Below are 15,962 nucleotides of genomic sequence, written 5' to 3'. Positions count from 1 at the left end.
CGTACGAAAGTCTTGGATGAACGAACCCGCGGGATGGCGGGCGGGCCTATGGGGATTTGGGCTGGGCGTCGCCCCCAGTGGCGGAGCGACGGCGGCCAAACCTCGCCGGTGGCGTGCTTGGAAGTCCCCGGATTGGCAAGGCCTCAGCGCTTGGCGAAGCGAACCGGGGTTCGGCGATCGCGGGTGCACGGTTCATCCTGAGGTTCGGCACAGGGTGAGGCATGCCCCCCAACTCGATCGCGGCGGGCATCGTCTCAGTCCGGCGCTGCCCCCTGTCTATGGAACAGGGCGGGCCTGTCGAGGGGGCTGGTCACGGCCCGCACCGTCCGGGTTGCGACCTTGGCGTAGAGGGCGGTGGTGTCGAGCCGGCTGTGCCCGAGCAGGACCTGGATGAGGCGGATGTCGACACCGTCCTCCAGGAGATGGGTGGCGAAGGAGTGGCGCAGGGTATGGGGACCGACCCGCTTGGGGATCCCGGCCGCGCGCGCCGCCTCGACGACGACGCGGTGAAGCTGGCGTGTGCTGATCGGCCGTGCCCAGTCCTGGCCGGGAACAGCCAGCCCTGACGCTGCAGGACACCCTGCCGGTGGCCCTCGCTCCACCAGCGCCGCAGCAGGTCCAGGAGATCGGCCGACAGCATGGCATTGCGGTCGCGGCCGCCCTTGCCGCGTTCGATCCGCAGGATCATGCGGGTCGAGTCGATATCGCCGATCCTGAGCGCGGCGACCTCGGCCACGCGCAGGCCCGCGCCTTAGGCGAGCGACAGGGCGGCGAGATGCTTCAGGCAGACCGTGGCATCGAGCAGACGCCCGACCTCGTCGGCGCTCAGCACGTCGGGCAGGGTACGGGGATGGTTGAGGCGGACCAGCCTGCGGGCGAGATCGGGGCGGCTGAGCGTGTGGATGAAGAAGAAGCGCAGGGCGGAGACGATGGCGTTCATCGTCGGCACGCCGACGCCGAGTTCCTGCCGGGCGATCTGGAAGCGGCGCAGGTCGTCACCGGTCGCGGTATCGGGCGATCGCCGCAGGAAGGCGGCCAGCCGCCCGACGTCGCGGATGTCGTTGCGCTGCGTCGCCCGGGAGAACCGGCGCAGGGTCATGTCGTCGATCAGGCGCTGACGCAGCGAGCCGCCGGCAGCGGCGGGAACGGCAAGGACGGTCATGGGATGGCTCCGCTCGAAGGGAGCCGGGATCGTCCGCCCGGGCCGGGCGACGCTCAATCGGCGCAGGGCGTTCGGGTCAATCCGCCGACCTCGACGCTGCCACCCCTCCCGCGCGAGCGGGTTCGTTCATCCACCCCAAGCGGTCCTGCCACATCCGACCGAGGCTGTGTCAAAACTCGGATGTGCTGGGAAACAGTAGAACAAACGTCTCCGCAGAGGCTGGGAGGGATCTCCGGCGTGACTGAATGATTGCAACACGAAGCCCTTTAGGCCGAAGTCACCCTGCTTCGAGAGAACGTTTTTCTACGAGGGCCGATAGCGTTCGAGTTTTGACACAGCCTCGACCCGGAGCGGGCATTCCGATTTCGATGTATGGCGGCTGTCGAGCACACCTCCGCCTCGGTTCCTAGTAGCTCATGCAGCGGGCGCGATGGCGGGTTAGGTCCAATAGGTCTTGCTCTTACGGAACGGTGGCAACTGGAACGGTCACGCTTGTTGGGTCGATATCGGTATCAGCGGCTCGTCAACGCCGATATCAGAGAGCGGCTGAGTTGAGTGATGCTCGAAGCCCCGCCCTTGGAGTTTTCGACCAAATCACTTCGATGCCGACGGTGGTCGGATATCGAACACCTCGTCGAGCGCTCTCCAGCCGATGGGCGTGACCTCGAGCGCGCGCGAGTTCGATCGCTTCCTTACCCACCCCTGTTCCAGGCAGTGAGTGCATAGGGCCGCGCCGAGGCGGCCGGCCAGATGCGGGCGGCGCTCGCTCCAGTCCAGGCACGGGCGGCATAACGGCCTGGGCCGCGCGATGCTGATTGGGCCGACGTCCACGCCGACCCCGAGCGCCGTGAGACGACGCAGACCTTCCGGCGCGACCAACGCCGCGTCGTCCACGATCTCGATCCAGCCCCGCGCCATGAGTGTGTCGGCCAAGCTCACACCGAGCCAGCCCGCCAGATGGTCGTAGCACGTCCGCGCCAAGCGTAGCTGTGCATCCCGGGGGCCAACCCGCGGCTTCGGATTACCGGGGTCGGATGCCACGAGCATCAAGCTCTCCAGCAACCGGGCCACCTGAGGGCCGGCAAGGCGGTGGTAGCGATGCCGTCCCTGCTTGACGACGGTGACGAGGCTGCCCGCCAGCAGGCGCGCGAGGTGGCCGCTGGCCGTCTGTGGCGTGACACCGGCTACGTTCGCCAGTTCGGCGGCCGTGAGCGCTCGGCCGTCCATCAACGCCTGCAGCATCGCCACCCGCGCCGGATCACCGACGAGTGCGCCCACCTGCGCGACCGAGACCGCCGTCACCATCGCTTTGTCTCCAGCGCACGAAGGTAGCACGCCCGTCGGACGGACGGTTCGGCCGGCACCGAAGCGTCCGGCCGCGCGCTTGGGCCATACAGCCGGAATGTTCCCTCATCGCCACAATCCGGATTTCTACGGCTGGCGCGTCGTCGCCACCGCCTTCGTCGTCGCCGTATTCGGCTGGGGCGTCGGGTTCTACGGGCCTCCCGTTTATCTGGAGGCGGTGCGCCAGGCGCACGGCTGGCCGATCGCCATCGTGTCCGGGGCCGTCACCGTGCATTTCCTCGCCGGCGTCGCGGTCATCGCGAGCCTGCCAGCGTTGTACCGGCGCTTCGGTTTGCCCACTGTGACCCTCGGGGGAGCGGTCGTGCTGGCGCTCGGTGTGCTCGGATGGTCCTGCGCCCGGGAGCCCTGGCAACTCTACGCGGCGGCTCTCGTGAGCGGTGCCGGCTGGCCTGCGTTGGGTGCGGTGGCCGTAAACACGATCGTCGCTCCCTGGTTCATAGCCAAGCGTCCGGCGGCTCTCAGTATGGCCTACAACGGCGCGAGCATCGGTGGGGTCGTGTTCTCACCCCTGTGGGTGGTCCTGATCGGCAAGTTCGGCTTCCCCGCAGCCACCCTGATCGTCGGGGTCGGGATGCTCGGCATCCTCGGTGCGCTTGCCGGTCGCGTGCTGCGGCAAACTCCGGATGGCATGGGGCAGATGCCGGATGGGCAGCCACCGGCGGCCACCACCGGGGTGACGCGGAGGGACGGCGCGGCGTTCCCGGTGGCGCGCCTGACACGGGATCCCGCCTTCCTGACCTTGAGCCTCGGAATGGCGCTGGCGCTGTTCGCCCAGATCGGCCTGATCGCACAACTCATCTCCATGCTGGTGCCGGCGCTGGGCGAGCAGGGAGCTGGATTGGCAGCCGGCCTCTCGACCGCCGCCGCCATCGCTGGCCGCCTGCTCGTCGGCTGGGGCATGCCATCCGGGATAGACCGCCGCCGTGTCGCGGCTTTCAGCCTGCTGGTGCAGGCAGTCGGCTGCGGAGTTCTGATGGTGTCCGGCGGCACGGGCGCGCCGCTCCTGCTGCTTGGCGTGGTGCTGATCGGGCTCGGCATCGGGAATGCGACCTCGCTGCCCCCGCTCATCGCGCAGGTCGAGTTCGCAAGCGCCGACGCAGCGCGGGTTGTGGCGCTGATCGTCGCCATCTCGCAGGGGGCCTATGCCTTCGCTCCGGCCGCGTTCGGGCTGCTGCGCCAGCTCGGATCGGACAACATCGCCCTCGCGCTCGCCGCGGCCGTGCAGATCGGGGCCATCGGCGCGTATCTGCTTGGATCCGGAGCCTACAGCTCACGTAAGGCACGCTGTCATGCGGCATGCGGATCTGACGATCGCTCTCGCGCATGATCGGCTCCGATGCTGCCCCGACCTCGCGATACCCATGCCGACTGTTGGTCAGATGCGCGGGGTGCCCGATCATCGGTCAGCAGCTGTCGGTCGGGCTGCCGCAGCCAGGGTGCTGACGACGATGCCGGCCACGACCAGACCCGCCGCCACGGCGAGGGATCCGTTCAGCGGCTCGCCCAGCGCAGTCGTCGCCACCGCGATCCCCACCAGCGGTGTCGCCGTCACCCCCAACGCCGTGGTCAGCGCCGGCAACGAGCGCGTCACCATCGACATCGCCCAGTAGGCCAGAGCGGTCCCTACCAACCCGCTGTATGCCAACAGGCCGAGCACACGCGGCGTCCAGGCGACGTGCGGCCAGCCATCCCGCACCAGAGCCGCACCCGTCAGCACGACGCCGGCCAACGCCGCCTGCCATGGGAGTAGCTGCAATGGCGTCGCGACCCACCGGTGCGCCCGTCCCACCAGGATGTTGGCCGCCCAGCAGATCGCTGCCGCCAGCACGAAGGCGCAGCCGAGCATCGTCTCGTGGCGCGACCAATCCAGGGTCAGCGGGTTCAGCAGCACCGCCAGCCCGGTCAGGCCGATCCCGACACCGACCGCGCCTGGCCGGGTCAGGCGCTCCCCGAGGACGGCCGGAGCGGCCAGCGCCACCCACAACGGCGTGGTGTAGCCCAGGACGATACCCTTACCCGCCGGGAGCCACGCCAGGCCGGCCGCGGTCAGCGTCGAGAAGGCTACCATATGCAGGAGTGCGACCCCGAGGATGACGGGAGCGTCGGCGCGCGGTGGGAGGATCAGCCGCCCGCTCGCCCCGAGCAGCACCAACAAGGCTGTACAGGCGATCCAGGCACGCAGGGCGGCGAGCCAGAGCGGCGGAATGCTGACCACGAGGATCTTGGTCACCGGCCAGTTGCAGCCCCAGGCCAGGACCACGATGCCGAACAGAGCGAAGGCGGCGCGGCGGGACAGGGCCATCTTGCTGGATCTCGCGGGAGGAGAGTTGCGCACGGACCGGATGCGCGCCCAACGGAGGTATGAGATGTCTGGCCCGGCGAGGACGGCCAGTTCGCTCAATCTCGGAGGGCCAGTTTGTGACCGAGGTGCTGCGCGATCTGATCGGGCCGGGTTCGCATGACCGCCGGCGTGCGGCCGAGGGCCTGACCGCGCGCCTGCGTGCCCTTATTCGGGGCGGGCGACTTGCGCCGGGAGCAGCACTGCCTGCCAGCCGCGTGCTGGCTCGGGATCTTGGGCTGGCTCGCAACACGGTCGCGGCGGCGATCGACCAGTTGGCGGCTGAGGGCTACCTGCTGACCCGCCGGGGTTGCCGCCCGCGCGTCGCTTCCGGTCTCATCGGCACCGCCCCGAAAGCAGATCGAACCGGGCCACAAGCGCTAGCAGCGAGCACGATCAGCCGGATCGTGAGAGAGCCAGCGGCATTGCCGGCGGGGCGGGCTTGCCTGGCGGACGCGGCGACGTTCCCCTACGATCTTTGGGCGTCGTGCCTGCGCGACGCAGCGCGCAGGATGCCACGCGGCGAGCTGAGCGACGACCGTCCCGCCCTTCAAGCCGCCCTATGCGAGCATCTGGCCGAGTTTCGTGGGGTCCGAGCCGAGCCGAGCCAGATCGTCGTCGTGCCGACCGCACAAGCCGGTTTGTCGCTCATCGCCAACGCACTGCTGGCCCGGGGCGAACGGGCCTGGATCGAGGAGCCGGGCTACCCTGGCATCCGCGCAGCGCTAGCGGGTGCTGGGGCGGAGATCGTCCCTGTCGCAGTCGACGACCAGGGGCTTACCGTACCCGAGGGAGACGCCCCACGGCTGATCTTCGCGACGCCTTCGCACCACTACCCCACCGGTCGCCTGATGCCGGTGGGCCGGCGACAGGCGCTGCTGGCTGCAGCGGCGCGGCACGGAGCCGTGGTGGTCGAGGACGATTACGATGGAGAGTTCCACTACGACGGCGCGCCGGTCCCGTCGCTGCAGGGGCTCGATGATGACGGGCGGGTCGTCTATGTCGGCACGTTCGCGAAAGCGACGACCCCGGACATTCGGGTAGGCTACCTCGTGGTCCCGCCCGACCTGCGGGGGGCTATCGACGCGGTCCGGCGCGGTTGGGGGCTGATCGTGCCCCCGCATGTCCAGGAGGCGCTGGGCCTGTTCCTGAAGCGGGGGCAGTATCGCGCCCATGTCCGGCGGATGCGGCGGCTCTACCGAGCGCGACGGGACGCGTTAGCGGCGGTTTTGGCAGCCCGCGGGGCGGACGTGTTCGCGGTTGAGCGGTCGCCAGGTGGGCTCCAACTCATGGCCATGCTGAGGCATGGGGGCGACGATGTGGCTTTGGCGACAGACGCCTCGTCTTGCGGAATTGCAGTGACGCCACTGTCGCGGTGCTTCGCCGGGCCACCCGCACTTCGGGGGCTGCTGATCGGCTTTGCGGCATTGGGGGGAGCGTCCGATCCGGATCGAGCAGTCGGGACACTCTGCGCACTGGCTCGGCAGAGGCCCCACGACCAACCCGTAGATGACGCTGCTCGATAGCTTCGATGCCCATCCGCACGGCCAATGCGGATCGTTTTGGGCCGTCCGCTCCAAGGCACGACATTGCTGGAGCGGACGGTCTTCGATTGTCGATGAGATCCGAACGGGCGCATGAGCCTATCCGGCCCGCTACATGCCAGGCTTAGGAAGCTGCTGCCTCGAGAGGTTGCTCCGGACGGTTCCAGCCGGAACGCAGGTCCCTGGCGATCGCGGATCGCCTTTCCGAGTAGCCTGGAGCGACCATCGGATAGTCGCTCGGAAGCCCCCACTTCGCCCGGTACGTCTCCGGGGTCAGCCCACAGGCCGTCAGGTGCCGTTTGAGCGTCTTGTAGGGCTTGCCGTCCTCGAAGCTGATCAGCGCCTCGTGGGTGATGGACCTGCGGATCTGGGCGGGCGTGAGTTTCTCAACTCCTGAGCCGGGCTCGACGCTGGCAGCCTCAAGGCAGGCGAGGGCCGCGTGCGTCGTGGCGATCAACTCCGACAGCTCCGAGGCCGGCACGTGGTTGTTCGCCACGTAGGCAGTGACCAAGTCGCTCGTTAGTCGGCCATAATCTAAAAATCCGGCACCTTTCGAAGGGATCCGGCCGTCTACCATGCCTCTCTCCATGAGTATGACAGCGGTCATAATTGATAGGAACAGATGTAGGTTCCTACAAAAATCGAGATTAGATAAAGTATGTATTTAAAGTTGTCTGATTTTGAGTCATATCACTTAAAATACACGCGATCATGTATCCGAGTGTGCTGGCTGGGACTACGATCCCTCTTCGTGGCTGGCCGTGATGATCGGCGCGACCGGCTGAGCTGCCGATCAGCGATAGAGCCCTTCGGCCTGAAGGTGGTCGAGCAATGCTCGGGCCTGCTCCTGGGCCGCCGCATCAGCCGTCTGCTTCTGCAAACCATACGCACACATCGGCATCAGCTTCTGCATCGCCCGATCCATCGCCGAGCCTTCCCACAGGATCAGGATCTCGCGGTCGGTCAGATCCTTGAGGAAGCACCAGAGCATCAGCATCAAGCCAAGTGCCGGCCGCTCGTGCCAGTCAGCGGTGACCTGTCGTTTGATGCGCTCGAGGCGGCGTATCAGCGCCTGCCCCTTGGCCGGCGTCAGATCCGCCAGTGGTTCCAGGCAGGCTGTCCGCAGGTTGCCGCGCAGCTCGGCGATATCCGCCTCGGCTCTCGCACGCAGGTCCAGATCGGCCGGAACGAATACGCCCGGCGCGCCTGTCAGGGCGTAGAGGAGGTAGGCAGGAACCGCGAGCTCGATCCTCTGGCGGTCGGTCAGGATAGGCATCAGGACGTTTACAAAGCCGCCCAGGGCCGGGAAAGCCCGCATCGGCTCTCTCAGCGTTGCCGACCCGGCAGCTCGCTCAAGCGTAGGGACCTCGGAATAGATCGCCCAGCGCCTTGCGCCGGAACAGGGTGAGCCAGCGCCGCCTGCGATGCTCGGGCCGATCGTGGATCATGTGGCAGCGCTGACAGAAGGCCGCGAGATTGGCGGCGGCATTGTTGCTGGTATCGTGGTCGCGATGGGCAGCGGCCAGAGCCACCCGCGTCCCGCGCACAGACCCGAATACGTCGTCGACCCCGAGCGCGACACATACGCGCTTGCCGCCGCCATCACGCCAGATGCCGGCCTCGGCATCCCACCAGCGGCCATCGCCGAGATGGAACACTGTCTGGCCGTGCGGACGCCGGCACGCCTCGCAGCGGCCTCCGGCGCGCTGGAAGCGGATCACGGCGGAGAGCTGCGGCCAATCGATGGGGTAGAAGAAGCGATGCTCGCGCCGGATCGGCATCGGCTCACACCTGATCAGAGCGCGCGTTGGCGCGAGCGCGGGGGAAGTAGCTGTAGAAGGTGTCACGATTGACGCCGAGCCGCCTGGCGATCTCGGCCACGCTGATCGTGCCAGCCGCCAGCATGGCCCTGGCAGCCTCGAGGTCGGCTTCCTTGAGCTTCTTCGGCCGGCCACCCTTGCGGCCGCGAGCGAGCGCGGCCTTCAGGCCCTCCATGGTCCGCTCGCGGTTGAGGTCGAGGAAGTACTCGGCCATGGCGCCGTGCATCTGCAGGGCGAAGCGGCCGTGGGTGGTGGCGCTGTCGAACTGCTCGGTGAGCGAACGGAAGTGCACCTCCTTCACGCGTAGGCCGTCGATGGTGCGCATCATCTCGACGAGCGAGCGGCCGAGGCGATCGAGCTTCCAGACGACGAGCACATCTTCGGGGCGCAGGAAGGCGAGCGCCTCATCGAAGGCGGGGCGCTTGGTACCGGCCTTACCGGACTTCTTCTCTTCGAACAGGCGCTCGCAGCCGGCGCGTATGAGTGCGTCGCGCTGGAGGTCGAGGTTCTGGTCCTGGGTGGAGACGCGGGCATATCCGATGAGCATGTCGGGACAGTTCCAAAAGCGGGTTTCTCCGGCAATAGAAAAGCCGACACGTTTCTCCGACAAATACGGAGCCGTTTCAGGCCGCTCGAGTGTGACTTTGATCGCTATTTGGCACTGATTATCAGCGCTTTCTGACACTCTGGACGGCGTCAATCCGGCTCGATGAGTTCGATGCGGTTGCCGAACGGATCATCGACATAGCGGCGCTGGTATCCAGGCAGCGGCTCGTCCTCGACGACAGGGTAGCCCGCTTGCTCCAGCCTCCGCACCAGCGCCGCCAGATCGACGACTAACAGGGCAGGATGAGCCTTCCGAGCCGGGCGAAACTCCTGTTCGACACCGAGGTGGATCCGCAAAGCGCCATGCTCGAACCAACAGCCTCCCCTCTTCGCGAGACGAGCCGGCTTGGCCACCTCGGGGATACCGAGCACGCCCGCGTAGAAGGCGCGCGCCATCGGCTCCTGCCCGGGCGGCATCGCGAGTTGGACGTGGTGCAATCCTTCGACCCGCATGGGGCGTCCGTTCAGGCGGCGATGATCGTGGGCGTGGTGGGCTGGCGATCCAGGGTGCGGTAGACCGTAGGCCGTGAGATCGAGAACAGCTCGGCCAGGTCGCTGATCGCGTAGTCGCCGGTGTCGTACATCCGGCGCAGCTCCTTCTGTTGCCGGTCGGAGAGCTTGGGCTTCTTGCCGCGCAGCTTCCCCTTGGCACGGGCCACCGCCATGCCCTCGCGCGTGCGCATCCGGATCAGGTCGGCTTCGAACTCGGCAAACGTCGCCAGGATGTTGAAGAACAGCTTCCCCATCGGGTCGGTGGGGTCGTGCACGCTGGCACCGAGCTGAAGCTTCACACCCCGGGCGGCGAGCGCGTCGCCGATCGCGCGCGCGTCCGGCACGGACCGGGCGAGCCGATCGAGCTTGGGCACCACCAAGGTGTCGCCGCTCCGGACCGCTGCCAGCGCCTGATCGAGGCCGGGACGAGCCCGGTTCGTCCCGGTGAAGCCCTTGTCGGTGTAGATGCGATCAGGCGCCACCCCGAGCTGGACCAGCGCGTGGCGCTGGGCGGCGAGGTCCTGCTTGTCGGTCGAGCAGCGGGCGTAGCCGATCAGCACATGGGTCATGAGCTGGACTGTAACGTACGGGGTCCCTTCACCGCAATTTTTATCGTACCATTCCATTGAGACGAGGCCCGCGCAGGTGGATCAAGCCCCTGCGGGCGGCTCGGCCGTGTGTCCGCTCATCGATCCCCTTACGGACAGGTACGCGCGCCGTCCGAGCCAGATCGCGTTCCTTGGATCCGGCTTCAACCGCGCCGTGGCACAACCATATCGACGCCTCGACGCACTACCCGAGTGCGCCGGCACCGTTCACCTCACTGCAACCACGTCCAGGCAAAGTCACGGCCGAGCCGCGTTGCGTATCTGCTCGCGTAAGTGAGGTCGGCCGCTCTCCCACCCGTGGTTTCAGGTCCTGGTGAGGTCGAGCGGCCGACGGATCATGGTGACGTCGGATGAGCCGCCATAATGGCAGCGGCCACCGTGTTGCGGAACGTCTTCTCCTGGGGGCCAGCCCCTTCCCCCCGTTTCAGGTTGGGCGTTGCATCCACGATGGCAGCGATGTCCAGGCTGTGGCCACTTGCGAAGCGGTAGGAACCGGCTACCGGATCCCGCATGTAGACGTCGATCGCCGCAACGATCTCCAGGCTGTTGATGACGCCCGCCTTGCGCAGGTCCGCGAGGGTCGAAGGTCCAGCCGGCATGGTCGCCCTGATCGTCTCAAGGAGTAATGGGTCGCGTACCCCAACAGGCCTGTCACACCCCGTCGAGGCATCATCCGTCGAAATGTTGTGGGAAGTGCACGTGTTTGGAGCCGAGCGCCTGACCGCCGGCTTCATAGACGTCGACCCGGCTCTCCAGAGCATCGATCTCGCGGCCCCCCGGATATACGAACGGACCTACCCCAAACGCAGCTTGTCGTGAGCTTAGCGCTGGCGGCTCCACCTCGTCCCCTTATGCCAACTACCCATTCGTCGGAAGAACGATCGTTTTTCCATCAACCTCCGTTCGCAAGAAGCCAGTCTACGGAACCACCGCCTAATCGCCCGATGTCGCCGCCAACTGCGAGCAGATAGAGAAAATTTGGGCCGTACAACTGCGGGCAAAAGCAAGATTTGTATTTAACCGACGATTATTACGCATATTAGTCGATTACATCACTGGCAAGCGCGAGCACGGACGTTGGAATTACAATTCCAATGTCGCGAGCTGCGCTTTCATTTATAATAAGATCGAACGATGAAACTTGTTCGACAGGAATTTCCGAAATATTATTCCCCTTAATAACGCTATCAATAAAATAAGCAGATCTCCCATACATAGATGAATACTTAGGCCCATAGCTCATTAGGCCGCCAGCAAAAACGTTTGATCGACTAACATACAGACCAGGGATTCGTGCTGCCGTTGCGAGCAAGGCAATCTCGGCCTGTCGCGCATTTGCCACAGGAGACGCCGGGACCAAAAAACCCAAATCAGCCTTACCTCTCATCAAATCGAAGGAACAACTCAAAGATGCAGTATTCTCGATCGACAAAGGAAATAAGTCGAGATTTAATTTCTCCGCCGTTATTTTGGTTGAGTTTAGGAGGCACTGATACATAGGATCAGATTGGTCAGAAAGAAAAGCAACGGCTTTCATCGAGGGGGATGTTTCTTTGAGTATAGATATACCTTTACTAAGCACATCTTTCATTTGCATCGAAATACCGGATATATTCACTCCTGGATGAGAAAGGCTATTGACGTGTCCCATGCCGACTGGATCCGCATGATATGCAAAAACAATAGGAATGGTCGTTGTAAGATTTCGATAGATCGAAACCTGCGTCGAACCCGGACAAAGTATTATGTCTGGATGGCTATCAACGATCTGAGCAGCGCATTTTTCCATAGCCTTTGTTGAGGCTGGCCAGAAATAATCGATCTCGATATTTTGGCCGTTCGTGTACCCATATTTGGAAAGACCGCTTTCGATTGCTCGCCTCTGATTGACCCACGCTGTGGCCGGCCCTAGTCCCATGAAGCAAACGCGAAATCGCCTGCCTGAAGCGTGGGCAATCGACCAAGCGCAAGGTATCAAGGCCAGCGGCGCAAGTCCGAGGAAAGAGCGTCGTCGCATTATCTAAAGCATTCCCTTTATAATATGCAATACAGTCCACCGCATACAGGCCATCTTTAAGACGCACATTTGCCTAAAAGACCTATTTCTGTTCTTCCAATACATATTTATCAATCAGTTGCATATTTGTTATTCGCGCAGGTATCAGATTCGCAATAATACGTGCAGTAGTCAGCAGCCATGGCAAATCGGATTAATAGGGCGCTGGCGTTTTGTCAGGTCTTGTATTCTATCATGATTATTATTGTCGGCCTCAATTTGACCAATAGTAAATGCGATTGGTTGATGAACATGGATCACATCACCAGCGGCAGTACCTGTCGGCTCAGGAAGCGGGCTTGCAGCCTTTACAGCAGCAATTGCCGCGGCATTCATGATCGGATTGCCGGATGGCTTTTCAATTGTTACGTGCGAGACATTTCCAACTTTGTCAACATCAAAACTGACATCTACAATATATCTTCCCGAAGGTATATTATAGAAATGGCGTTTTCTTATAGTTCTATAAATATGCTCTGAAGAACGCGCAGCCCAAGTGGCATCTTGTGCTAGAACTGGATCTGAAATGAATAGCATAAATCCGGACAAAATGACTAAAAGTTTGATTTTCATAACGCGCCACCCAAAAAAATCAATTAGCGTTATTGCGTAACTTAATTTAATAGCCCATCATTGCTGAGAAACCGGCGGCAGCTGCGCGCGAAAACCAGCTGTTTGCAGCCTTTTCGTCGCGTTGAACTCCGTCCCCAGCGCTGTAAAGAAGCCCAAGATTGTGCATTGCCGAAGGAGATCCGGCTGCCGCGGCCCGCTCGTACCAATATTTGGCGCGGGCATAGTCTTGCTTCACGCCGTCACCAGCATCATACAGGCTGCCAAGATTGTTCATGGCTTCGGCGCAGCCAGCGGAAGCGGCTTTTTCGAACCAGCGCCTGGACAGAGTATGGTCCCGCTTAACGCCTTGTCCGGCCTCATAAAGAAAGGCGAGATTCAACATCGCCTCCTTGTCTCCTTTTGCAGCGGCTTTTTCGTAATCATTTTTAATGTTTCCGGCGTGGGAGCCTGAGCTAAATCCGAGCGCGGCCACGATAAAAATTATTCTAAGCGCCTGATGGGTCATCCCTAAAATTTCCTTGTAAAGAACTTACCTTATAGCCGTCGTATCTCCATTCCATCAATGCGTCAGGAACAAATCACACCTTTAATGATCAATAATAACATATGAAGATATCATCGTAAAATTTTAAAATCTGGTATTTCATGAATAAATTACTTCATGTCTTAGCTCGACTTTGGCCATTTGCAGCGCGTCGAGTGGGCTGAGGTGACGAAGCGGGCGTGTGATCCTCCGCTGATTCCGCGGACACAGGGAGATCATTTCGCGGTCCTCTCGGCTTGCTCAGGCGTGAGATAGCCGAGTGCCGAGTGGATGCGTTGCCGATTGTAGTAGCCCTCGATGTAAGCGAACAGGTCGCGACGGGCCTCGTCCCGGGTTGCCCATCGTCGCTGATGGACGAGCTCGACCTTGAGCGTGTGGAAGAAGCTCTCCATCGGGGCATTATCATAGCAGCAACCCGTGCGGCTCATCGACGGCCTTGCTCCCATGCCGGCGAGTTGCCTCCGGTAGGCCTCCGCCGCGTACTGGCTGCCGCGGACAGATCAGCCCGGCGGTTGGTCGCTGCCGCTGGGCGGCCATCATCAGCGCCGCCACGCTCAACTCAGTGCGCATGTGATCGCGCATCGACCAGCCGACGATCTTGCGCGTGGCCAGATCGAGGACGGCGGCCAGATACAGCCAGCCCTCGCCGGTCGGCAGGTAGGTGATATCGGCCGAGCGGGCGCTCTCAGGCCGTGACCGCCATCCGTAGAAGCCGCTGGGTGAAACTCCGAGCACGCGGCACATGAGACGCACCGGCCAGGTCCGCGCATGCTGCTCGATGAAGGCGAAGGTCACTTGGGCATCTCCGCGAAGATGCCGATGGCTTTTTTAGTACGTCGCGCTCCATGCGCGTACGGTCGAGCTCACGCCGCAGGCGGGCGATCTCGGCGGCCTGATCGGACGGCGAGGCGACCGGGCTTGGTGGCGCACTCCCCGTCGATCCGGCCGGCCGCGGCAGGGGTGGGGCCCCGTTCAGCGTGGCCCGCCACTGCCGCAACATCGAGGGCTGGACCCCGAGTTCGGCCGCAACCTGCATCTGCGGCCGGCCGCTGCTCTCCAGCAAGGCGACCGCCTCGCGTTTGAACTCGGGCGTGAACTCTCGTCTCGTCTTCGCCATTCCACACCTTCCCCGCTCAGCATGAGCGTATCAAAGGTGTCCGCGAAGACGAGGGAGGATCAGTATCGGGCCTGCTGGGATCCTCGGACGACCGGTTCGAGCCAAACATGCAGCCGCATCGGGAGCTACTGTCAGACCTGACAGTAAGCAGGCCCGGCTCGCTACGGTAACATTGATGTGAGCTTATAGTAACATTTTTGTGCATCAACATCTTTTGAAAAATTTATACGGTAAATAAACGACACAAATTGTTACAATTTAATGATTGTGGCGCTCGATTTCGGTCATTATTCGACGAAAGAATTATTCGTCAGCTCCAGCTGGCTTGGGCGTTAACACATGGAAATCATGGCGAATAGGCGCATCGCGGCCAGCCGATTCGACTGCACCCTCATCGCGATCGCCCGCGACGAGGGGCCATACATTGCGGAATGGCTGGCCTTTCACCGTGCGGTCGGATTCAGCCGGATCCTCGTCTTCGATCACGCCAGCGCGGACGAAACGCCCGCGATCATCGCCCGTGCGGCAGCCGCCGATCCGGCCATTTCCCTCCACACGGTCGCGGCTCCCGACGGCGTTGCGCCACAGATAGCGGCCTATACCGCCGGCATGGCCCTGGTGAGCACACCGTGGGTGGCATTCCTCGATATCGACGAGTTCCTTGTGCCCTGGCAGGACGGCTCGCTCCCCGACTACCTCGCTCGGGTGCCGGACGATGTCTCGGCCGTCCACGTCAATTGGCGCTCCTTCGGCTCGTCCGGCTTGATCGCACCCGCCTACGGCTTCGTGACGGAGGCCTTCAGGCGCTGCGCCCCATCAGACTGGGTCTACCAGACCCATTACAAGACGCTCGCTCGGTCCGAGCATGTTCGGGGCGTGCAGGTGCACGAGGTGGTTCTGGCCAGCGGCCGACGCACGCTCTCGGACTTCACCGATGTCGCGACCGACACCACCGGAATGGCGGACCGGACCGCCTACGGCGGCATCCAGCTCAACCACTATCAGTGCAAGACCTGGGGCGAGTTCTCGGCCCGAATGCGCCTGCCGAGCGCGGGCAGTCCGCGCGGTCCCCGCCTCGACGATCTGGCGCTGCGCTTCAGTCTGCTCGACCGCAATGAGATCGAGGACCTGTCGGCGTCTCAGTTCAGCCAGGCCATGCGCGCGCGATGGGCGGTCCTGACGACTGGGCGCGCGCCGCCGCGCGCCCAGGCCGCGGCTGCCCGTGTCTGGAACCGCCTTGCAGCCCGCGACTTTCTCGCTCCAGAATTCGCTGCTTAGGATCGGCTTCCATCCTGCTAGCGGTGCGCCCCAATCAACCCTCCTATCTCCTGCTTCAAGGGGCTCGTTCTGCTTCAGAAGGTGTGCTGATCATCTCGCCCGATCGATCCATGAGCCGCACTCCGGTTTGCAATGGAATGCCGGCGTTGACGGTAGCGAAGTCAGCGTTCAGGGGTTTCCGGCCAAAAGTAGCCGGTCTGAATTCCTGAAGAGTTTCGGTCGCCGCGAGGCGTACGAAAGTCTTGGATGAACGAACCCGCGGGATGGCGGGCGGGCCTATGGGGATTTGGGCTGGGCGTCGCCCCCAGTGGCGGAGCGACGGCGGCCAAACCTCGCCGGTGGCGTGCTTGGAAGTCCCCGGATTGGCAAGGCCTCAGCGCTTGGCGAAGCGAACCGGGGTTCGGCGATCGCGGGTGCACGGTTCATCCTGAGGTTCGGCACGGGGTGAGGCATGCCCCC

General features: G+C 63.4%; 15 protein-coding genes and 2 pseudogenes. 3 read left to right on the top strand and 14 right to left on the bottom strand.

Going from position 1 to position 15,962, the window contains the following annotated elements; genetic code table 11:
- Nucleotides 1–254: 254 nt before the first annotated feature.
- Together ACQKQD_RS30140 and ACQKQD_RS30135 are read right to left on the bottom strand one after the other, a co-directional pair.
- Nucleotides 255–1,162 (bottom strand): annotated as a pseudogene (locus tag ACQKQD_RS30140) (tyrosine-type recombinase/integrase).
- Between the two features lie 594 nt (nucleotides 1,163–1,756).
- Nucleotides 1,757–2,467 carry an ArsR/SmtB family transcription factor gene (locus ACQKQD_RS30135; RefSeq protein WP_427510432.1) on the bottom strand — a complete coding sequence of 237 codons (711 nt, stop codon included), beginning with the start codon at nucleotides 2,465–2,467 and terminating at the stop codon, nucleotides 1,757–1,759.
- A 97-nt stretch (nucleotides 2,468–2,564) separates the two neighbouring features.
- On the opposite strand from ACQKQD_RS30135, the gene ACQKQD_RS30130 reads away from it, so the two are divergent.
- Nucleotides 2,565–3,854, top strand: a complete 1,290-nt coding sequence (locus ACQKQD_RS30130) for an MFS transporter (protein WP_427510431.1) — start codon at nucleotides 2,565–2,567, stop codon at nucleotides 3,852–3,854.
- A 69-nt stretch (nucleotides 3,855–3,923) separates the two neighbouring features.
- On the opposite strand, the gene ACQKQD_RS30125 is transcribed toward ACQKQD_RS30130, so the two are convergent.
- A complete protein-coding gene (locus ACQKQD_RS30125; protein WP_427510430.1) occupies nucleotides 3,924–4,829 on the bottom strand; it encodes a DMT family transporter in 906 nt (301 codons plus the stop codon).
- A 116-nt stretch (nucleotides 4,830–4,945) separates the two neighbouring features.
- On the opposite strand from ACQKQD_RS30125, the gene ACQKQD_RS30120 reads away from it, so the two are divergent.
- The gene (locus tag ACQKQD_RS30120) at nucleotides 4,946–6,391 is read left to right on the top strand and encodes a PLP-dependent aminotransferase family protein (protein ID WP_427510429.1); all 1,446 of its coding nucleotides are present in this window, start codon (nucleotides 4,946–4,948) and stop codon (nucleotides 6,389–6,391) included.
- 142 nt (nucleotides 6,392–6,533) lie between these two features.
- On the opposite strand, the gene ACQKQD_RS30115 is transcribed toward ACQKQD_RS30120, so the two are convergent.
- From ACQKQD_RS30115 to ACQKQD_RS30065, 11 genes and pseudogenes are all read right to left on the bottom strand, one after another.
- The gene (locus ACQKQD_RS30115) at nucleotides 6,534–6,986 is read right to left on the bottom strand and encodes a MucR family transcriptional regulator (protein ID WP_427510427.1); all 453 of its coding nucleotides are present in this window, start codon (nucleotides 6,984–6,986) and stop codon (nucleotides 6,534–6,536) included.
- Between the two features lie 216 nt (nucleotides 6,987–7,202).
- Complete coding sequence (locus ACQKQD_RS30110; RefSeq protein WP_427510426.1) at nucleotides 7,203–7,727, bottom strand: hypothetical protein; 525 nt, start codon at nucleotides 7,725–7,727, stop codon at nucleotides 7,203–7,205.
- A gap of 34 nt (nucleotides 7,728–7,761) precedes the next feature.
- Nucleotides 7,762–8,190, bottom strand: coding sequence for a hypothetical protein (locus ACQKQD_RS30105; RefSeq protein ID WP_427510425.1), 429 nt, complete (start codon nucleotides 8,188–8,190; stop codon nucleotides 7,762–7,764).
- 4 nt (nucleotides 8,191–8,194) lie between these two features.
- Nucleotides 8,195–8,776 (bottom strand): recombinase family protein, encoded by a 582-nt coding sequence (locus tag ACQKQD_RS30100; RefSeq protein WP_427510424.1) that lies wholly within the window; start codon nucleotides 8,774–8,776, stop codon nucleotides 8,195–8,197.
- A gap of 149 nt (nucleotides 8,777–8,925) precedes the next feature.
- Entirely contained in the window at nucleotides 8,926–9,288 is a 363-nt protein-coding gene (locus ACQKQD_RS30095; protein WP_427510423.1) for a VOC family protein, read from the bottom strand.
- Between the two features lie 11 nt (nucleotides 9,289–9,299).
- The gene (locus ACQKQD_RS30090) at nucleotides 9,300–9,896 is read right to left on the bottom strand and encodes a recombinase family protein (RefSeq protein WP_427510422.1); all 597 of its coding nucleotides are present in this window, start codon (nucleotides 9,894–9,896) and stop codon (nucleotides 9,300–9,302) included.
- Between the two features lie 374 nt (nucleotides 9,897–10,270).
- Nucleotides 10,271–10,534, bottom strand: a complete 264-nt coding sequence (locus tag ACQKQD_RS30085) for a hypothetical protein (protein WP_427510421.1) — start codon at nucleotides 10,532–10,534, stop codon at nucleotides 10,271–10,273.
- Between the two features lie 440 nt (nucleotides 10,535–10,974).
- Nucleotides 10,975–11,952, bottom strand: a complete 978-nt coding sequence (locus ACQKQD_RS30080) for an ABC transporter substrate-binding protein (protein WP_427510420.1) — start codon at nucleotides 11,950–11,952, stop codon at nucleotides 10,975–10,977.
- A 171-nt stretch (nucleotides 11,953–12,123) separates the two neighbouring features.
- The gene (locus tag ACQKQD_RS30075) at nucleotides 12,124–12,564 is read right to left on the bottom strand and encodes an energy transducer TonB family protein (protein ID WP_427510419.1); all 441 of its coding nucleotides are present in this window, start codon (nucleotides 12,562–12,564) and stop codon (nucleotides 12,124–12,126) included.
- Nucleotides 12,565–12,610: 46 nt separating this feature from the next.
- A complete protein-coding gene (locus tag ACQKQD_RS30070; protein WP_427510418.1) occupies nucleotides 12,611–13,069 on the bottom strand; it encodes a tetratricopeptide repeat protein in 459 nt (152 codons plus the stop codon).
- Nucleotides 13,070–13,323: 254 nt separating this feature from the next.
- Nucleotides 13,324–14,225 (bottom strand): annotated as a pseudogene (locus ACQKQD_RS30065) (IS3 family transposase).
- A 339-nt stretch (nucleotides 14,226–14,564) separates the two neighbouring features.
- Between ACQKQD_RS30065 and ACQKQD_RS30060 the strand changes: the two are divergent.
- Complete coding sequence (locus ACQKQD_RS30060; RefSeq protein ID WP_427510417.1) at nucleotides 14,565–15,503, top strand: glycosyltransferase family 2 protein; 939 nt, start codon at nucleotides 14,565–14,567, stop codon at nucleotides 15,501–15,503.
- Nucleotides 15,504–15,962: the final 459 nt, after the last annotated feature.

This window comes from Methylobacterium sp. NPDC080182, from assembly GCF_050281105.1.
GTDB lineage: Bacteria > Pseudomonadota > Alphaproteobacteria > Rhizobiales > Beijerinckiaceae > Methylobacterium.
This window is presented reverse-complemented; position numbering and strand designations above follow the sequence as displayed.

Bases quoted from the DNA above. Each gene is read 5' to 3' on its own strand.
- ACQKQD_RS30070 (WP_427510418.1), bottom strand. From the start codon at position 13,069: ATGACCCATCAGGCGCTTAGAATAATTTTTATCGTGGCCGCGCTCGGA.
- ACQKQD_RS30130 (WP_427510431.1), top strand. From the start codon at position 2,565: ATGTTCCCTCATCGCCACAATCCGGATTTCTACGGCTGGCGCGTCGTC.
- ACQKQD_RS30110 (WP_427510426.1), bottom strand. From the start codon at position 7,727: ATGCGGGCTTTCCCGGCCCTGGGCGGCTTTGTAAACGTCCTGATGCCT.
- ACQKQD_RS30125 (WP_427510430.1), bottom strand. From the start codon at position 4,829: ATGGCCCTGTCCCGCCGCGCCGCCTTCGCTCTGTTCGGCATCGTGGTC.
- ACQKQD_RS30085 (WP_427510421.1), bottom strand. From the start codon at position 10,534: ATGCCGGCTGGACCTTCGACCCTCGCGGACCTGCGCAAGGCGGGCGTC.
- ACQKQD_RS30100 (WP_427510424.1), bottom strand. From the start codon at position 8,776: ATGCTCATCGGATATGCCCGCGTCTCCACCCAGGACCAGAACCTCGAC.
- ACQKQD_RS30090 (WP_427510422.1), bottom strand. From the start codon at position 9,896: ATGACCCATGTGCTGATCGGCTACGCCCGCTGCTCGACCGACAAGCAG.
- ACQKQD_RS30095 (WP_427510423.1), bottom strand. From the start codon at position 9,288: ATGCGGGTCGAAGGATTGCACCACGTCCAACTCGCGATGCCGCCCGGG.
- ACQKQD_RS30060 (WP_427510417.1), top strand. From the start codon at position 14,565: ATGGAAATCATGGCGAATAGGCGCATCGCGGCCAGCCGATTCGACTGC.
- ACQKQD_RS30135 (WP_427510432.1), bottom strand. From the start codon at position 2,467: ATGGTGACGGCGGTCTCGGTCGCGCAGGTGGGCGCACTCGTCGGTGAT.
- ACQKQD_RS30080 (WP_427510420.1), bottom strand. From the start codon at position 11,952: ATGCGACGACGCTCTTTCCTCGGACTTGCGCCGCTGGCCTTGATACCT.
- ACQKQD_RS30115 (WP_427510427.1), bottom strand. From the start codon at position 6,986: ATGGTAGACGGCCGGATCCCTTCGAAAGGTGCCGGATTTTTAGATTAT.
- ACQKQD_RS30105 (WP_427510425.1), bottom strand. From the start codon at position 8,190: ATGCCGATCCGGCGCGAGCATCGCTTCTTCTACCCCATCGATTGGCCG.
- ACQKQD_RS30075 (WP_427510419.1), bottom strand. From the start codon at position 12,564: ATGAAAATCAAACTTTTAGTCATTTTGTCCGGATTTATGCTATTCATT.